The sequence below is a fragment of the Lacinutrix chionoecetis genome (assembly GCF_053604665.1).
The window spans coordinates 320,806-339,574 of the sequence record NZ_JBSHNQ010000086.1 but is presented as its reverse complement, the minus strand read 5'-3'; the positions used below and the strand labels follow the sequence as shown (position 1 = coordinate 339,574).

At 34.1% G+C, this 18,769-nt stretch carries 12 protein-coding genes and 1 tRNA gene; 1 reads left to right on the top strand and 12 read right to left on the bottom strand.

Translation table 11 applies throughout. The features are described from left to right. Positions 1-73 precede the first annotated feature (73 nt). From lptC to ACVC43_RS13710, 4 genes are read right to left on the bottom strand one after another with little or no spacing between them, the layout of a single operon-like run. Entirely contained in the window at positions 74-628 is a 555-nt protein-coding gene (gene lptC, locus ACVC43_RS13725; RefSeq protein WP_452225104.1) for an LPS export ABC transporter periplasmic protein LptC, read from the bottom strand. Continuing rightward, positions 628-1,959 (bottom strand): hypothetical protein, encoded by a 1,332-nt coding sequence (locus ACVC43_RS13720; RefSeq protein WP_452225103.1) that lies wholly within the window; start codon positions 1,957-1,959, stop codon positions 628-630. Before ACVC43_RS13720 ends, lptC begins: the two co-directional genes overlap by 1 nt. A gap of 19 nt (positions 1,960-1,978) precedes the next feature. Continuing rightward, on the bottom strand, positions 1,979-3,295 hold the full coding sequence (locus tag ACVC43_RS13715; protein WP_452225102.1) for a hypothetical protein: 1,317 nt from the start codon (positions 3,293-3,295) through the stop codon (positions 1,979-1,981). Further along, a complete protein-coding gene (locus ACVC43_RS13710) occupies positions 3,295-4,023 on the bottom strand; it encodes a type III pantothenate kinase (protein WP_452225101.1) in 729 nt (242 codons plus the stop codon). The genes ACVC43_RS13715 and ACVC43_RS13710 overlap by 1 nt, the downstream gene beginning before the upstream one ends. Before the next feature lie 107 nt (positions 4,024-4,130). Between ACVC43_RS13710 and ACVC43_RS13705 the strand changes: the two genes are divergently transcribed. Further along, positions 4,131-4,206, top strand: a tRNA-Phe gene (locus ACVC43_RS13705). Between the two features lie 110 nt (positions 4,207-4,316). Here the strand turns inward: ACVC43_RS13705 and ACVC43_RS13700 are convergent. The 8 genes from ACVC43_RS13700 to ACVC43_RS13665 form a co-directional block, all read right to left on the bottom strand. Continuing rightward, a complete protein-coding gene (locus tag ACVC43_RS13700) occupies positions 4,317-5,738 on the bottom strand; it encodes an alpha-amylase family glycosyl hydrolase (protein ID WP_452225100.1) in 1,422 nt (473 codons plus the stop codon). 11 nt (positions 5,739-5,749) lie between these two features. Next, positions 5,750-7,420 carry an alpha-amylase family glycosyl hydrolase gene (locus tag ACVC43_RS13695; protein ID WP_452225099.1) on the bottom strand — a complete coding sequence of 557 codons (1,671 nt, stop codon included), beginning with the start codon at positions 7,418-7,420 and terminating at the stop codon, positions 5,750-5,752. A gap of 7 nt (positions 7,421-7,427) precedes the next feature. Continuing rightward, positions 7,428-10,904 (bottom strand): TIM-barrel domain-containing protein, encoded by a 3,477-nt coding sequence (locus ACVC43_RS13690; protein ID WP_452225098.1) that lies wholly within the window; start codon positions 10,902-10,904, stop codon positions 7,428-7,430. Between the two features lie 49 nt (positions 10,905-10,953). Beyond that, positions 10,954-12,873 (bottom strand): glycoside hydrolase family 13 protein, encoded by a 1,920-nt coding sequence (locus ACVC43_RS13685; RefSeq protein WP_452225097.1) that lies wholly within the window; start codon positions 12,871-12,873, stop codon positions 10,954-10,956. Between the two features lie 56 nt (positions 12,874-12,929). Continuing rightward, positions 12,930-15,236: a glycoside hydrolase family 65 protein gene (locus ACVC43_RS13680; RefSeq protein WP_452225096.1), complete on the bottom strand. Its 2,307-nt coding sequence runs from the start codon at positions 15,234-15,236 to the stop codon at positions 12,930-12,932. An 84-nt stretch (positions 15,237-15,320) separates the two neighbouring features. Beyond that, on the bottom strand, positions 15,321-15,980 hold the full coding sequence (gene pgmB, locus ACVC43_RS13675; protein ID WP_452225095.1) for a beta-phosphoglucomutase: 660 nt from the start codon (positions 15,978-15,980) through the stop codon (positions 15,321-15,323). Positions 15,981-15,986: 6 nt separating this feature from the next. Continuing rightward, positions 15,987-17,504, bottom strand: a complete 1,518-nt coding sequence (locus tag ACVC43_RS13670; RefSeq protein ID WP_452225094.1) for an MFS transporter — start codon at positions 17,502-17,504, stop codon at positions 15,987-15,989. A 131-nt stretch (positions 17,505-17,635) separates the two neighbouring features. Continuing rightward, a complete protein-coding gene (locus tag ACVC43_RS13665; protein WP_452225093.1) occupies positions 17,636-18,676 on the bottom strand; it encodes a LacI family DNA-binding transcriptional regulator in 1,041 nt (346 codons plus the stop codon). Positions 18,677-18,769: the final 93 nt, after the last annotated feature.

The following is an 18,769-nucleotide window of genomic DNA, read 5'->3' as shown; positions in this document are numbered from 1 at the left end:
CAAAATAGAATAGTTTTGGTAAAGTAAAGATATATAAAATTTTGAAGCGCAAGATAGTTATTACTAAGTTGTATTATTCATTTACTGCAAAAAGACCACTTATTTCTAGTACTTCGGCTTTAGTAAAATCTCTATCAGAATCGAAACCTTTACCATGCGTTAGATAATCTTTAGACTTGTATTTTACAGGCAAATTAGTGAAGAGCCACTCTTTTTGCTGATTGAAATAAAGTTGTTCTGCAAACAAACTATCTCCTGCAACAGAAGACACTATAACATTGCCCTGTAAGTCTATTACATCTGTTTCACTATAGAGAATAGCATAGTCTGCCACTACTGTTGTGCGCTGGTTCTTATCATCGAAAATATGTAGCGTAACACCGTCTGGAAATTCTGAATAGCCAAAACTACGGTTTTCGAAATCTAAAATTTTGGGACTTATTAAGTTGGCAACTACGCGTCCAGAATCTGTACGCTTCGCGTTAATATTAACGCCCACACCTTGTGGTTCGTTTTCGCTAATTCCAATTTTATTTACATCTTGAAAGTTATTGGTACACGAAAAAAACAAAGTCATAACTAATGCTATGACTCCGTTTTTAATATTATGTATTTTACTTATTTTCATTAAACCTTTGGTACGGTTACACTTCTACCAATCCAACATCCAATACTAATTGTTTTACCAGACATTCCCGAAGAGAAGATATCTGTAGTAGATGGTGCTAAGGCTCTGTATTTTGCTGCAGTAGAACTACTTGCCTTTGCTGCTTCGTTAGCAGCTAACCAGTAGATAGATCTTTTTTCAAAGTTAGTATTACCACAACTTTTAACACTTGAAGCATACATAGACGCTACTTGTAAGTATCCACTTGTGTCTGATGGATTAACTTCCATAGACTTGTAATAAAACTCTCTGGCCTTACCATAGCTACCTTTAGACTTATATTCTCCAGCAATTTTTCTGTATAATTTTGCCTTCTTTACAGGATCTGTTTGCAATGATAACGATTGGTCGAAATATTGTTGTTTACCAGTAATAACATATAAGTACCAAGCTGTATCCGCATTAGGCTCCAAGCTATTTTTCTGCTCTACAATTTTAACAAACATTGGGTCTTCTTTACATCCCTTAGAGTATAAATTGTTCATGGCTCTTTGTAACCACAGTCCATCGTTTTTATTCGCTTCGTAATCTTTCTGATAAATAGGTATTAATACAGAACAGTTTGCTCTATCTCCTAATTCTTGATCTACACTACCAGAAATCTTATCTAAAGCCTCTAAAGTTTGCGTGTAAAACCTCTTGTATTTTTCATCTTTACTTGAAAGGTTTTCACCCTTTGCAATATATTTGTTAAGTTGTATAGAGTTTTCTCCTACTTCCTTTTCTAATTTGTCTACAACATCGTCATACTTATTAAATAATTCTTGCGGTGTTTTTTGTCCTTTATCGTAAAGGTTTACCATCATTTTAAAGTATACGTACAATCCTTTTGGGCTACTAAAGTTTTCTAAATCCGACTTATATACAGCATCAAATTCGTTATAAATTTGCTCATCTGTTAAGCCTAATAAGTCTCTGTTATCGAATCTAAGTTCTGCTTTTTTAGATGCGTATTTCCCTTTTGGAGATTTACTTGCGTAATTAGCCATTCTAGAGTCCCAAAGCGAAGTTAATTCATTAATATATTCTACTTTTTTAGCATCTGTAGTTGCTGCATCTAATAAGCCTTCAAACATATCTTCACCGTATTTATACAATCCGGAAAGATTGAATTTAGGACAATCTTTAATTGCTTTTCTGTAATATGGAAGCGCTTCAGCGTACTTCTTTGCCTTTACTGTTTCTGCCAATAAAGACATATTAATAGTACAATCTTCGTTACTACTTTGTGCAAAACTTGTATTTAGTCCTAAAACTAAGAATGCGATTAATAGTGTGATGTTAGTTTTCATAATCTTAATGTTTGTGTTATTAGTCATATTTTCTTTTTTGGAACCATCTGTCGTTTAAAGATAAACTTAATTTAAACCTGAAAAAATTCTCTTGAATAAGATTGGCATCTGTTGTACCTCTTTTTCCTATTTCAAAGCCTAAATTGGCATTAGAGAATGGATTTCTATTTGTTCCTATTGGTAACCCTACTCCAAAAGACATGCCAAACTCTTTAATCGATTGGTTTTGCACGTTTAACCCAGTGTTTTCAAAACGCAAACCACCTCTATAAACCACTCGATCCCAGTAACTTGAAAAAGAATTGTATTCAGGAATATAAAATCCACCAAGAGATAACGTCGAGGCGTCCTCAAAAGTAGATCCTGTATTTTGATAAAGCACGTTGCTAAATTCGCTAGTATTAAGAGTAGAATACTCAATACCTGCAAACCATTTTCTTGGCTCACCAAGCCCTCCTCCAAAAGAGATTCTTGAAGGCAATGTTAAACTCGTTCTGTCTAATCCAGCTGCCGCTAAATCTGCATCTATAGTGGTTAATGCAAATTCGGCTCCAGTAGATTCATTAATAGTTATACTTGAAAATGAACGCGTATTTGTAGAATTAATATCGCTTGAAGGCGCATAGGTAAATGCCGATTGTAATTCTAGTTTATCGCTAATTTTTGTTTGATAATGTAGTCCAAAATTAAAATTAATCCCACTTAAGTCGGAACGGTTAGTTTCTCGCGACTGAGTTTGCAATGGCTCATTATCGCTATTGTAATTAAATTGAATGGTATTATTTTGAATATTCCCAAAATTGTAATTTGTATCAATACCAAAACTTAATCCATCTGTAATTTGATAACCAAACGAAAGAAATGCCTTATTTAAACCGCCTTCTCCTCTAAATCGCGTGTCTCTGTTTCCAGCAGCGTTATTTGTTTCTAATCGATACCCAACCGAAGTATATGGTAACAATCCAAAACCAAAACCAAATTTGCCAAGTGGTATCGATAATGCCAAATAATCGAATGTAGACGAGTTTACGCGATCTTCACTATCATCTGTTTTTAATTTTGTTGTAGTATAACTTCCTCCCACTGTAAACTTAACAGGACGGCTTTCGTTGTTAAACGTCTCTATGTTAGAACCTCCATACGTAGCAGGGTTTCTTAAGTTAATATGAATACTATCCTTATAGATACTCAATCCACCCATACTCATGTTTTCTACAGTGCCTTTAAACTTTAGAGTACCAATTCCATAAAAAGAATATGGAGAAGAGGTCGTTTCCTGCGCGTAACTTTGAACTGCAATTAATGCAATAAAAACTAATAGAAGTTTTTTTATCATTAGTGTTGGTTATATTGTAAAATAAAATTTAATCCTTCTAAAAGGAAATTTGAGTTCGCAAATATGCTACTTTTTAATTGTTTAGACAACAATTTAGCATCTCCTCCTGTTAAAATTACTGTTAAATCTTGATATTTATCTTTATACTTACTTATAGTGCCATCAATTTCGTTTAAAACACCATTTATTACGCCAGAATGCATAGAAGTCGCTGTAGAATCTCCAATTATTTGTTTTGGGACTGTGGTTTCTAATAACGGTAAATTAGCCGTTTGATTATGCATGGCTAGGTAACGCATGCGAATTCCTGGAGATATGGCACCACCTAAATACTCATTTTTAGCATTTATAAAATCGTAAGTAATACAGGTTCCTGCATCAATTATAAGTACATTACTATTTGGAAATTGAGCAAAAGATGCACAAACAAGAGCTATTCTATCAATTCCCAAGGTTCTTGGTGTACAGTAGTGGTTTTTAAAAGGAAGTTTACTATTATGAGATAACTCAGTAAGCTTAAACGCCGTTTTTAAAAATTGAATGGTCTCTTTATTAAGTTTTCCAACAGATGAAACAATGGCAAAAATAATTTTTACATGTTTTTTTTGAATTTTTTTAATTTCGCTAACACAGTTTTTTGTCTCTACACGTTCTTTATCAACAAGCTTATTGTCCTTAAAAACAGCAAGTTTTGTGTAGGTATTACCAACATCTATAATTAGATTCATAGTTTTTATTGAAAAATCAAATTTACAAAAACAAAATTTTACATTTTTTCTTTTGTAGGTATTAAAATTGAAACTATATTTGCATCCGCTTTAGTAATGAAGCAACTGGTGCCTTAGCTCAGTTGGTAGAGCAAAGGACTGAAAATCCTTGTGTCCCTGGTTCGATTCCTGGAGGCACCACCACTAAAAACCCGATTCCATGGAATCGGGTTTCTTGGTTTTTATACTTAAAGCTAACTTGTTAAATTTTAAAAGTTAAACTAATTATAGAGCAAATTATTTTAAATAGTGTGTTACTTTTTAACCAAAATTTTAAACTCATTTGCCCCTAAGTTAACATCTTCTCCTGTTGATTCTATGGTTTCATTAGTTACATACTCTTTGTAAGTTCCCGTTTCAGGTATTTTAAATTTTAAATTTTTATCTGAAGGATTTGCGATAAATAAAACCTGTTCATTATCATTTGTTCTTGAAAATGCAATCACATTTTTCCCAGCATCAATTGCTTTGTATTCAGCAGCATTTTTCCCGCCATTTAATGCCGAATTGTTTTGCTTAAGCGTCGCTAATGTCTCTAACAATTTCCAAGTTTTTCCTTTGGTGTGAGGAAAGCTATCTTTTTCAAAGAATAATAATCTATGGTCTAAATCGTACTCTTGTCCCGAATAAATTAATGGCATTCCAGGCGTTAAATAACTGAGAGCTGTCATTATTTCACCATTTTCACCCATACGTTCTATAATAGTTCCGTTCCATGAATTTTCGTCGTGATTGGTAACGAAGTTCATTAAAATATCGTCTGCTTCGTAGCGCTCTGAATCTGTTGTCATCATCTCTGTCCACGCTGTTGCGTCTTTTTCACCTTTTGCAATGGCATTCATCGCATGATGCCTGTCCCAGCCATAAGCCATATCAAACAAACTATCTTTTAACAGCTCTGGCTCCCAAGCTTCTGCTAACATAAAAATATCTTTTTGAGCACGTAATTTAGGGATGGCTTGTTCCCAAAAATCTGTAGGTACAGAACCTGCGACATCACATCTAAATCCATCGATATTTTCTTTTGTTATCCAATAGCTCATGTCTTCAATCATTTCTTTTCGCATCTCCTGGTTGTCGTAGTTTAAATCGGCAACGTCTGTCCAATCGGTGTCTTTTGGATGCACAACTTCTCCCTTTTCATTTTGTGTATAGTATTCTGGATTGGTTTTTAACCACTCATGATCCCAACCTGTATGATTTGGAACCCAGTCTAAAATAACATAAATCCCATTGTCGTGTGCGGTTTTTACTAAGCTTCTAAAGTCTTCAATAGTACCGAATTCCGGATTGATTTTTGTAAAATCTGACACTGCATAGTAACTTCCTAAATATTTAGCTTGCTCGTCTTCTGGGAAATCGGTTGCAAACTTACTGTCTGCACCTCCTGTTGCTTTACGTTTAGTTTCAGAAATAGGAAAAACAGGCATTAACCAAATCACTTTTATGCCTAATTGTTTAAGCTGCGGAATGTCTTTTGTGAATTGCTCAAAAGTTCCTTCGGATGAATATTGGCGTATGTTAGCTTCGTAAATAACAGCTGTTTCCAAATCTGAAGCTGATATAGGTTGTAGTATTTTTCTATCTTCTGAAACCGTTTTAGCATCAGGTTGTTTTTGGTCGTCTTTACAACCAAAAAGGGTTATAAAAAAGCAAAGTGCGATTAGTTTTTTCATGATTATTTGTGTTATAATTTTTCTATTAAAATGAGGTTTGTATCTGCTTCAATGGTAATAGTTCCGTTATTAACTTTGTAAGTGGCTCCCGAATAAAAATCTTTAACCTGTTCTCCATCTTTAAAAACGGAAGACACGTTAATAGTATGTTCTCCTTTAAGCAAGTCTAAACCAATAATAACTTCATCTTTAAAATCATTATTAGAGTAACTTCTACTAAAAATATAAGGTTGCTCGCTAATTAGTGTATGTTGTCCTGCTCCAACCGAAGGGTGATTACTTCTAAATTGCCCTAATTTTTGCCAATGGATTAGTAAATCTTGCTTTTGTGGTATTTCATCCCAATTCATGAAACTTCTTAAAGTGGCATCTCCAACGGTTCCTTCGATAGTTAAATCGCGAGCAGTTTCATCTCCATAATAGATTTGAGATGCTCCAGGCGATAAAAGTAATCGTGTTGCTGTTTCGTAAGTTTTCTCTCTGTTTTTATCAAAAGGTTGACCATCGTCATGGGACGTTAAATAGTTTAATACTCCGTAACCTTTTAAGTCATTATTTAATATTGTATTATACCGATTAAACTGCTCTTCAAAAGACTTTTGAGACGCATTCCATTTAAATTCAAAATTGATTAAGCCATTAAATGCATCTTCAAAATAATTGACTTTTTTATCGCCAAAATCATACGCTGTTCCCGAAGAAATGCCATAACCATACACTTCTCCAACTAAATAAAAGTTGTTAGTGTCTAATACTTTATTCGGATTATTCTGCTTAAATTCTGCGAAAGCGTTATCACAAACCGCTCTTAATTCTTGCCACACAAATTCTTCGGTGTGTTTTACAGTGTCTACTCTGTAACCATCTATCCCAAAATCTGTAATATAATCGCTAAGCCATTTCATGATATAGAAACGAGGAGCTCGTAGGTGACCTGTTTTTTTGAAAAACGCATCTAATTCTGCAACCTCTTCCTCATAACGACCTTCATCTTTCCATTTTTGTATTAATTGAGGAGGTAACTCTACTTCGTCGTTGCTTTCGGTCTTAATATCTGGTAAATTTTCAACCAATGTACACGTTATTGTATTATCGTAATTATCGTAACTACATTGTGGTTCTGTTCTCACCCAGTCATTTGGCCACACAGGATCTTTTTCGGTAACTGGACCTGTATGATTTATGACAGCATCTAACAACACACGTATTCCTTTTTTGTGTGCTGCATTTACTAATTTTTCTAAGTCGTCTTTGGTTCCTAAGTTAGCATCAATTGCAGTCCAATCCTTTGTCCAGTAGCCATGAAAACCGTAAGTATTTCCTGTACCTTCATCTGTGGCACCATGAATTTGCTCTACAATTGGTGACATCCAAATGGCATTTACACCTAAATTAGAGAAGTAACCTGCTTCTATTTTTTGAGTAACACCTTTTAAATCGCCACCTTCAAAACCACGCAGTACTCCTGTTTCTTTAGTCCTGTCGTAATTAACATCGTTGGTTTTGTCGCCATTATTAAAACGATCCGTTAATAGGAAATACACATTTGCTGCTTCCCAAACAAAAGGTGTTTTGACTACTTTTTTTTGTTGATTTTCTGCGATATCTTGATTTGCTTTTTTATCTTTTTTACAACTGAAAGCAAGAATAGCTATTGCAATTAAAAGTATGCTTTTCTTCATTTTAAATTTAATATTTAATTTGTGCTTCAACTTTTTTTGAGGGATTCCAATTAACTTGAAAAGTTAATGTTTTATCAATCTCATTATAAGTGAATTCTAATTTTTTTCTATTGAATTTTATGCGTTTTGGTGACTTTGGAAAATTGTAAATTATCACATCTATTGTTTTTGTTGAAGTTGAATAGTTGACACCTATCTCTGCTTCAAATTCTAATTCTAAATTGTTGCTTGATGTTTCAGCTTCAAATTCTAAGATTTCATAATTTCCTTTTGCAAAAGCATTTTTTGTGTTTCCATCGTCATTATAGAGAGTTCGCTCGCTTTCTGTAACTGATGCATCAAAATAATAATGTAAATCGAAGGTGTTTCCGTTATATTCTACTGTGCTTTGCATTGGTTTTGCTGAAGGAATAAATGCTCCACCACGAACGTAAGTTGGAATACTATTTTCTTTTGTTTTTACGAAAAGTGTTTGTCCGCCTTCTATCTTTTCATTGGTATAAAAACTAAACCAATTGCTGTTTTTCGGAAAGTAAACCTCAACTTCCGTTTGGTTAGGATTTACAATTGGTGTCACTAAAAAATCATTTCCCCAAAGGTATGTTGAAGCCATAGTTTGCAATTTCGTATTATCTTCCTCTTCAAAAAATAATGGTCGCATTAAAGGTGCTCCAGTTTGGTTGTTTTCAAATACCAAATTGTAATTGTAAGGTAGTAGTTGGTAGCGTAATTCGATAGACTCTTTTGCTAAGGCTTTCGCTTTATCGCTTCTAAAAACAGGTTCTGCAGGCACATTTTCTTGTGCGTGTGGTCTATAAATGGGTTGAAAAACGCCATATTGCAACCAACGTGCATACAGCTCATCGTCTAAATTATTACCAGCAAATCCGCCTAAATCGCTATGCATATAAGCCAAACCTTGCAATCCCATTTGAAGCGCAATTTCTGGTTGAGATTGTAATCCTCCCCAAGTTCTGTTAACGTCTCCAGACCAAGGAATCATCCCAAAACGTTGCGAACCAGAACTACCTGCACGCATTAAAATAAATGGTCTTGTATTAGGAAAGTTTTGAGTGTACATGTCTTGCACTAATTCTGCCCAGTGGTGCCCATAAATATTATGAACTTCGTCTGCTCTTCCTGTAGCGTGAAGTAATCCTTCAGGATGTACTTCTGGCTCTCCTAAATCTCCCCAAACACCTGACACACCTAAATCTGCTAAGTCTTTATAAATATTCTGAAACCATTGTTTTCCTTTTGGACTGTAAATATCTATTAATCCTGTGTTACCAAAATAAAAATCATAAGTAAATGGATTCCCAATAGAATCTTTTCCTAAAACATCTTCTTTAACAGCTTCGTCCCAACGCTTAGAAGTGGTTAATACAAAAGGTTCTGTCACTAAAACTGTTTTCACGTTGTTATCTTTTAGCCCTTTAATCATTTGTTTAGGATTTGGAAACGAATCTCTGTAAAATTCTAAATTTCCCATAGTCCCTTGAATGGTTTTTCCGAACCAAAAAATGTCAATAATAATGGCATCTAACGGAATGTTTTCATCTCTAAATTTTTGAGCAGTTGCTTCTACTTCTTGCTGGGAATGGTAACCAAATCGACTCGAGAAATTTCCCAAAGCCCAACGTGGTGGCATAGGTTGTCTGCCAGTTAATTTTGTGTAATTTTTGGTTAAATCCAACCAAGAATCACCAACCACAATTTGATAGGTTTTTCTACCAGAAATGGTTTCGTAAGTGATGGTATTATCTGCGTTGCTGTCTAAGTCTAAAAAGCCAATTGGAGCATTGTCAAAATGAATGAGGTACTTGTTAGAAGAGATGACCATTGGCATGGTGTAGTTCATTAACTCGCTACGCTCTTCGTAACCATAATGTGCTTTGTTATATAACTCTAAACGATTACCTCGTCTGTTCATACCTAATGCTCTGGCTCCTCCACCATACAACACTTCTTCTGGTGTTAAGTTAAAACTAATGGTTTCAAAATCGTCTGTTTTTTGATGGCCATTTTTTACTGAAGTGATTTGTTGTCCTTTGTAATAATAATAAATTTTAAAAGGATCTGTTTTAATCATAACTGTTAAGTCATGTGTACCGAAAATGATAACTTTACCAACATTTTTATAAGACACTTTTACATTTTCTGGAGACATTACTACAGCATGAGAATTAGTATTATATTCTTCACCTTTAGGAATAAATGTAGTCTCTATAATTGCATTGTTAAAAGGTGTAAAAATATACTTCCCATCATTAGTTTCTACTTCAAGTTTTCCGTTCTCTTGAGAGTGTGATATATATTCTCTTTTTTGAAAAGCATCCTCAAACAACCAAGTAATGGCTTCTTCAAAATTATTTCGCCATAATTTCTCGTTATGTTTGCCTTCCGGAATAACTTTAGATTGTATGTTTTTTTCAGGAAAACCATTATCTTTTAAAATAGAAGTGATACTATTCATGTCTGTAACGGTCTGGCTAATCTCGTTATAGCCTGCGTTTTCGCCTTCTTTCCCTCCTGCTAATAAGTACATTTTTGTATTTTGAAGATTTCCATGCTTTTTAGTAAACTCATTTACTTCTGGAGCAAACCAAAATGCTGGAGAATACACACCAACTTTTCCGAAAATTTCAGGGTATTTTAAAGCGGCATAATGTGAAATTAATCCACCCATAGAGCTTCCAAAAATAGCTGTATTAGTTCTGTCTTTTTTGGTATTGTAATTGGTATCAATGTGAGGTTTTAATGTATTGACGATAAAATCGACATACGCCTCTCCCTCGCCACCACCATATTTGGCATTGGTCCAAGGAGAATACTCGTCTAAGCGTTTGGAATTCCCATTATCTATACCAACAACAATAAGCTTTAGGTTGTCTTTAAATAGCTTGTCTAAGGTTTCATCCACATTCCACTCGCCATAACCAGAGGTTTTAGCATCAAACACATTTTGTCCATCGTGCATGTAAACTACAGGATAATCTTGCTTTGAGGTATTATAATCTGGTGGTAAATAGATCCAAACACGACGTTTTCTATTTAATTGAGGAATATGAAACTCTTCAGAAAGAATGGTAACATTTTTAGAGGCTGTAGAGGCTTCTTCATTTTCAAATAAATGACTCCAACCAGCAATTTTAACTTTTAATGTTTCGTTTGGTTTTTCAAACTTATAAATACGATTATCTATAGCTTCACCTGTATTTGTACTTTCTGCAGTATCCCAATTACCTAAGGTAAACTTAAATAAAATACGCTGTTCTGTTTTTGGAAGCGTGATTTGATACTGACCATTTACTTGTTGTAATTGGTAGTCTTTATGTCCACCTGACCAACCTTCAAAATCACCTGAAATAAAAATGGAAGCGTCTTTAGGTGTATCTTCAGGAAGCTCTTCCACGATGATGGTGACTTGTGCAACTGTTACTTGGAATAGTAAAAAAGATAGTATGTATATTAATTGTTTCATATTTATTATTATAAAGCAGATTCCGCATCAAGTGCGGAATGACAAAAAATTACAACTTGGTGGTTAAGATTAGGTTTCCTCTTTCTTTTAATTGGATATTATCTTGCCAAACAAAAGTTTCACCAGTGATGATGTTTTTTAAAGTTTTTCCGTTTAAACCGACTTCTTCATAGCGTTTTAAATCGATAGTAATTGGCTCATTATTTTTACTAATAATATGTACAACTGTTTCGCCTTCAATAATTCTAAATAGAAAATACGTTCCCATAAATGGTGCAAAATGAATGGTTTTACCATCATGAATGGCAGTACTTGTTTTTCTGTAATTCAACACCTTTTTAAGGTAATTTTGCATGTCTTTTTGGTTGTCTGTTAAGCCTTCACCTGTAAATGCATTAACTGTATCGCCTTGCCAACCTCCAGGGAAATCGGTACGTATTAATCCATGGTCACCTGGTTTTGCAAAGTCATTCATTAATATTTCGGTACCATAATACAATTGCGGAATGCGAGGTAAGATTAACAAATAACTCAATGCCATTTTTGTATTAGTAATGTCTCCTTTTAGCTGTGTAAAAATGCGGCTCATGTCGTGATTATCTGGAAAAATCATGATGTCTTTTGGTGAAGTGTAGGCAAAGTCGTTTGCTAAACCTTCGTAGATTTTAACTAACCCAGTGTCCCATTGTTCTGTTTCATTTAATGCTTCAACAATATGTCTTTGCATTGCAAAATCCATGGTTGACTTGAGATTAGATTGGTAACCGTCTTTATTTTTATGTCCATCTTGCCAATAGGCAATAAGTAATGGGTTAGAACTCCACTCTTCGCCAACTATTGAAAAATTAGGGTATTCGTTCATGATTGCTCCAGCCCAATTTGCCATAAACGTTTTGTCAGGATATGGGTAAGTGTCTTGTCTAATTCCGCTTAAGTTTAGCGTTTCAATCCACCAAATACTATTCTGAATAATATAATTTGCCATAAATGGATTACGTTGATTTAAATCTGGCATTGCACTAACAAACCAACCTTCTGCCATTTCTTTTTTATCGCGATCAGCAGCATACAAATCTTGATTTGCAGTACGTCTATGATTGGAATTGTTTAATGGTTGCTTGTTCTCAAAACTTTCCTGTTGGTTCACCCAATCTTTAAATGGTAAATCATTCATCCACCAATGCTCACTTCCGCAGTGGTTAGCCACCTGGTCCATAATTAATCCAATGCCTTTTTCTTTAGCTTTAGTAGATAACTCTACATACTCTTCTAAAGTTCCAAAACGCGGATCGACTTGATAAAAATCGGTCATCGCGTAGCCATGATAGGAGGATTGTGGCATGTCGTTAATTAATACTGGACTGGACCAAATTTGGGTAAAACCCATCTCTTCGATGTAATCTAAATGTTGAATGACGCCTTGTATATCGCCACCATGCCTGCCATAATCGTTATCTCTATTTATAGTTTTTTCATTAAGATTTTCATCAATATCATTGGATGTATCTCCATTTGCAAAACGATCTGGAGTAATCAAATATACTGCATCACTACTATCAAATCCTTTAAAATCGGTAGCTACTTTTTGACGTTCTTTTATTTCATAAGTTTGAACCAATTCCTTGTCATCATTAAATATAAAATGAATGTTGAATTGTCCTGCTTTAGCACTTTCAGAAATAGTTAAATCTATAAACAAGTAGTTAGGACTATCTGCTTTATGCACTTTTTCAATAGAAACTCCTGCGTAATTAATACTTGGCTTAGCTTCCGAAATATTTGGATGTTTTACCAATAATTGCACTTGGTTATTTTTAAAACCAATCCACCAATTGGGTGGCTCTACCCTTTCAATATCGTTTCTAACTTCAGTAACGTCTTCTGAACTAAGCTTTTTTTCTTCATTATTATTGCAGGACACGTTAATAACAACAAATATTAAAATTATTATGTGCTTTAGTGTTTTCATATTATAATGTTATATACCTACAAGGTTTTTTAAACCTTGCAGGAGGTATTCTTAACTTATACTTTTACCAAATTATTTGGAGACACCGTTACTGGACTATTATTTACCACAATATTTAATTCTGTATTGCCTTCCAATTCAAAAGTGGTTTCAGACTGTGATACATTCACTTTTAAAATCTGGTCTCTAAAATTAACTTTAAACGAATAGGCGTCCCATTGTTTTGGAATACGTGGTTCAAAATGTAGCTTATCATTTTTAATACGCATACCGCCAAAACCTTCCACAATGCTCATCCAAGTACCTGCCATACTGGTGATGTGTAAGCCTTCTTCGACCTCTTTATTATAGTCATCTAAATCTAAACGAGATGTGCGTAAATAAAACGTATACGCTTGCTCCATTTGATCTAATTTAGCAGCCTGAATACTGTGCACACAAGGTGACAGTGAGCTTTCATGAACTGTAAATGGCTCGTAAAAATCGAAATGGCGTTTTAATTCTTTGGTTGAAAATTGGTCTTCAAAGAAATAAAATCCCTGTAAAGTATCTGCTTGCTTAATGTATGGCGAACGTAAAATACGGTCCCAACTCCATTTTTGGTTGATTGGCCTTTCTGCTTTAGGCAAGTCTTCAACTGTAATTAATTCTTTATCTAAAAAACCATCTTGTTGTAAATAAATCTGGTGTTTTTCGGAATATGGGAAGTACATATTCTCTGCAACTTTTTTCCAAGCGTCAAATTCTTCATGAGTGATTTTGGTTTTGCCTGCAACACGTAAATAGTCTTCATTATAACCTTCCTTTACTTTCTCTATACTTTCGATTGCAAAATTAATACACCATTTTGCTAAGTAGTTGGTATACCAGTTGTTATTAACATTATTTTCGTATTCATTTGGACCTGTAACTCCTAAAATTACAAATTGATTTTTATCTGTTGAAAATGTGGCGCGTTGGTGCCAAAACCTTGCAATAGCAATAAGAACTTCTAATCCCATTTCTGGAATATAACTGTAATCTCCTGTATAACGATAGTAGTTAAAAATAGCAAATGCTATTGCTCCGTTTCTATGGATTTCTTCGAAGGTAATTTCCCACTCATTATGGCATTCTTCACCATTCATGGTTACCATTGGATATAATGCAGCACCATTTTTGAAGCCTAATTTTTCGGCATTTTCAATTGCTTTTTCCAAATGGTTGTAACGATACTTTAAAAGATTTCTGGCTACTTGTTGATCTTTGGTAGCCATATAAAAAGGTATACAATAGGCTTCGGTATCCCAATAAGTACTACCTCCATATTTTTCGCCTGTAAAGCCTTTAGGCCCAATGTTTAATCTGTAATCTTTTCCTAAATAGGTTTGATTTAACTGAAAAATATTAAAACGGATACCTTGTTGCGCTTTAACGTCTCCATCTATGGTGATGTCGGACATTTTCCAAATCGCATGCCATGCCTGCTTTTGGTCTGCTAATAATTGAGGAAAACGCTTTGTTGAAACTGTATTTAAAACTCTTTTTGCGGCTGCAACCAACTCCTTTTTTAAATGATTTCTATCAACAGTATAGCCTCCAAACTTAACAATACTTGCTGTTTCGCCTTGTTTAACATTAAGTCTATAGGTAAAAGATACTAAATTATCTTTTTGATTAGTTTGAGGTTTCTGATCTTGTTTTTGGTTATTGATGTAAACTGAAGATTCCATAAAAGTACAGGTATAAAAACCAGTTTTCATGGTTTTAGCTTCAATAAACGCTTGCTCAGTGTCTGTAGACACGTTCAATGTATCCCAAAATTGATCATCCCAATTTGTATCCTCATTAGTTATACCAGCATCTAAATACGGTTGAAATTTTATGGTTGCCTCACCATTTAAAGGTGTTACTTGGTAATTAATGGCACCTACTTCATCTAAATCTAAACTTAAAAACCGCTTCGTCTTTACTTCAATCCTTAAGTTATTTTGAAGCGTCGCTGTAAATGATCGAGATAGCCAGCCTTCTTTCATATTTAGCTCTCTTCTAAAATTAGCCACCTCTACACAAGTATATAAATCTAATTGTTCACCATTAATTATTACATTAATACCAATCCAGTTTGGCGCATTTAACACTTTGGCAAAATACTCCGGATAGCCATTTTTCCACCAACCTACTCTGGTTTTATCTGGATAATAAACACCTGCAATGTAGCTGCCTTGAAAGGTTGGACCTGTGTATTGTTCTTCGAAATTAGCACGCTGACCCATAGCTCCATTTCCAATACTAAATAAACTTTCTGAAGATTTAACGCGATCCACATCAAAGCCTTCTTCAATTATAGACCAATTGTCTGGTTTTATATAATCTTGATTCATTATTTTATACAATTTGTCATTGCTATGAAGGAAATGACGTAATCATCTCATGATGAGATTCCTTCACTTCGTTCGTAATGACGTTTAATTTCTATTTATTAATTCTTCTATAAAGCTGTTTTCAATTTTAGTAAAATCTGAAAAAACATAATCTGCTTCGTGTAACACTTTTTCTTCACCAATACCAATCGATATCATATTTGCTGTGTTTGCTGCTTGTATGCCTGCTACAGAATCTTCAAATACTATACAATTTTCTGGTTTTGTGTTTAAATGCTTTGCAGCTATTAAAAACACTTCTGGATCTGGTTTTGCTTTGCTAACATCATTACCATCTACAATCGTGTTAAACATGGATAGCAAATTGACTTTTTCTAGAATTGGTCGTGCATTTTTACTTGCAGAACCTAAAGAAATTGGTTGACTTTTTTCTTTTAAATAATTTAATACTCTTGGCACATCTGGTAAAATTTCTTCAGCGCTCATTTTTTCAATGAAGCTTAAGTATTCTTCATTTTTTTTACCCATTAATGCTGTAAACTGTTCTTCTGAAATGGTTTTGTTTCCCCAATTCAGTATCTTTTCTAATGATTTTACTCGGCTAACGCCTTTAAGTTGTTCGTTTTGCTCGTGTGTAAAATCAATATCTATACTTTTCGCAAGGTTTTTCCAAGCTAAATAATGATACTTTGCAGTGTCTACAATAACACCGTCCAAATCAAATATAAATCCTTTATTAGTCATCTCTTGTTACTGTTGTTTATCGTTAACGGTTAGTGATAAAATTCCGGCTAAAATCATGGAGGCACCTCCAACTATTAGTGCATAAACTGGCTGATTGTTGAAAAACTTTGAAACTAAAAACCCTAAAATGGATGCTGCTACCAATTGCGGAATTACTATAAAGAAATTAAACACACCCATGTAATAACCCATTTTATTTGCCGGCAAGGAGCCAGATAACATGGCATAAGGAACAGATAATATACTTGCCCAAGCAATTCCTACTCCAATCATAGGTAGCCACTCAATCATAAAAGTGGATGGTTCTGTAATGAAATAGATGGAAATTAAACCAAAACCTCCTAAAACCAAGGCGACAAAATGGGTAAATTTTCTACTCGTTTTTTTCGCTAATAAGGGAAGTAAAAATGCTACTGCTGCTGCAACTAAATTATAATTTGCAAACATCGCACCCACTTGGTTAGCTCCTAAATTGTAAGCGTTGGATGTGGTATCTGTTGTACCATAAATATGCTCGGTCACTGCTCCTGTAGTATAAATCCACATAGAAAATAATGCAAACCACGAAAAGAATTGTACCCAAGCCAATTGTTTCATCACTTTAGGCATGGTTTGGAAGTCATTCATTATAGTAACAAAACCATTTTTGAAATTTTGTTTTGTTTGCAAGATTCCAGAAATTATTAGTGCTAAACCGGCAAGTGTAATTAAGCCCAAAGTTAATACGTATAAGTCCTTTTTCAATCCAAAATGATATACAGCATAAGTTGCTATTAATCCTAATAGTGTGGCTACAGCACCATATGCAAGGTGAGATTTACCATTTTTGGTGTACCAGAGTTCTGAGTGTTCTTCTATAGGTTTTTGGGTCTTTTCTTCGGCTTCAAAAGCTTCCATTTCTTCTGGAGAATATTCTTTAGATTTGAAGACTGTCCATAAAACGGCCAACAAAAATGCAACGCCACCAATATAAAATGAATATTTAACGCTATCGGGTATTACACCTTCTGGTGCAGTATTAGAAATTCCGATATAGGTCATAAACTCCGGCAGTCGTGAGGCTACATAAGCGCCAATACCAATAAAAAAGCTTTGCATTGCAAACCCTTTCGTTAATTGATGTTCTGGAAGATTATCGCCAACAAAAGCCCTAAATGGCTCCATAGAAATATTTATAGAAGCATCCATAATCCAGAGCATTCCCGCGGCAATCCATAGTACAGGAGAATTTGGCATAAAAAACAAAGCGAGTGAAGCTAAAATAGCACCAACCAAGAAGAATGGTCGTCTTCTACCTAATTTAGGATGCCAAGTTCTATCACTAAAGTAACCAACAATAGGTTGTACAATAAGTCCTGTAAGCGGAGCTGCAACCCATAGTATTGGGATGTCTTCAACATTAGCACCTAACGTTTGAAATATTCTACTAACATTTGCATTTTGGAGTGCAAAACCCATTTGAATTCCCAGAAAACCGAAACTCATGTTCCAAATTTCCCAAAAACCAAGCGTGCGTTTTTTCATAATAGTATGTTTAAGTTTATACTATTTGATAAGCGAAAAAACCTATCAAAACTATATTACCTGAGAAGTAAAATATAAGTTTTGATTTGCCGTAAAGATATAAAAGTTTTTAAATGTGTACTATAATTTTTTTATTTTGTAGATGAGCGCTCTATTAATTCAGTTTCAATAACAACCGTTTTGTAGTTTTCTTCCTCCTCTTCTATTTCTAAATTATCAATTAACAACTCTGCCGATTTTTCTCCCATTTGTTGGGCATGCTGGCTAACTGTTGTTAAACTTGGTGTGGCATGTTTAGACAAAACACCATCTGTAAAACCAATAATTTGTACATCTTCAGGAATCTTTAAATTTAATTTTCTGGCGACCTTCATAGCAGTAATTGCGTATAACTCATTAACTGCAAAAACACCATCTATAAATTTATTTGATTTAAATAATTGTTCTATATCTTTTTCAAGAACATCCAGATTCTCATCGGACACTAAGGTATCATCTACTTTTAAAATTAAACTACCCTTAGCCTTAATTTGATGTTCTTCTAAGGCGTTTAGATAACCTTGTGTTCTTAACTTTCCTACACTAACGTAGTCTTTAGTGGTTATTATGGCAATGCTTTTACACCCTTTTTCAATAAGCTTATTCACAGCGTTCTTAGATCCGTTTAAATCATCTACAATCACTTTATCACAGTTAACCTCATTAACAACACGATCGAACATAACAATTGGCATCCCTTGATTAATTGTTTCTATAAAATGATGATAATCCTGCTGTTGCAATGTTTCTTTGGAGATGGATAATATAAAACCATCAATACTTCCATTAGCTAACATTTCCATATTAATAACTTCTTTAGAAAACGATTCGTTAGATAAACCTACAATAACATTATAGCCTCTTTTATTTGCTACCAACTCGATACCACGAATAACTTTAGAGAAAAAATGATGTACAATTTCTGGAATAATAACACCTATGGTTTTGGTTTTTCTGTTCTGTAAACTAAGTGCAATGTTATTAGGTTTATAATTATACAGCTTTGCGAAAGCCTGCACTTTACTACGCGTATCTTCGCTTATCTCCTTGCTGTTTCTTAAAGATTTAGAGACTGTAGAGATAGAAACATCTAATTCTTTTGCTATTTGCTTGAGTGTGACTTTTCGTTTCATTTAATATAATTAAGGGATTATAATAATCTCAAAAATACGTGCTTTTATTGTTCAATTGTTAAAAACAATTCAGATTATCTGTAAAACTGCAAA

What these genes read in the sequence shown, in the direction of transcription:
- lptC (WP_452225104.1), bottom strand. Translation starts at nt 628, where the DNA reads ATGAAAATAAGTAAAATACATAATATTAAAAACGGAGTCATAGCATTA.
- ACVC43_RS13720 (WP_452225103.1), bottom strand. Translation starts at nt 1,959, where the DNA reads ATGAAAACTAACATCACACTATTAATCGCATTCTTAGTTTTAGGACTA.
- ACVC43_RS13715 (WP_452225102.1), bottom strand. Translation starts at nt 3,295, where the DNA reads ATGATAAAAAAACTTCTATTAGTTTTTATTGCATTAATTGCAGTTCAA.
- ACVC43_RS13710 (WP_452225101.1), bottom strand. Translation starts at nt 4,023, where the DNA reads ATGAATCTAATTATAGATGTTGGTAATACCTACACAAAACTTGCTGTT.
- ACVC43_RS13700 (WP_452225100.1), bottom strand. Translation starts at nt 5,738, where the DNA reads ATGAAAAAACTAATCGCACTTTGCTTTTTTATAACCCTTTTTGGTTGT.
- ACVC43_RS13695 (WP_452225099.1), bottom strand. Translation starts at nt 7,420, where the DNA reads ATGAAGAAAAGCATACTTTTAATTGCAATAGCTATTCTTGCTTTCAGT.
- ACVC43_RS13690 (WP_452225098.1), bottom strand. Translation starts at nt 10,904, where the DNA reads ATGAAACAATTAATATACATACTATCTTTTTTACTATTCCAAGTAACA.
- ACVC43_RS13685 (WP_452225097.1), bottom strand. Translation starts at nt 12,873, where the DNA reads ATGAAAACACTAAAGCACATAATAATTTTAATATTTGTTGTTATTAAC.
- ACVC43_RS13680 (WP_452225096.1), bottom strand. Translation starts at nt 15,236, where the DNA reads ATGAATCAAGATTATATAAAACCAGACAATTGGTCTATAATTGAAGAA.
- pgmB (WP_452225095.1), bottom strand. Translation starts at nt 15,980, where the DNA reads ATGACTAATAAAGGATTTATATTTGATTTGGACGGTGTTATTGTAGAC.
- ACVC43_RS13670 (WP_452225094.1), bottom strand. Translation starts at nt 17,504, where the DNA reads ATGAAAAAACGCACGCTTGGTTTTTGGGAAATTTGGAACATGAGTTTC.
- ACVC43_RS13665 (WP_452225093.1), bottom strand. Translation starts at nt 18,676, where the DNA reads ATGAAACGAAAAGTCACACTCAAGCAAATAGCAAAAGAATTAGATGTT.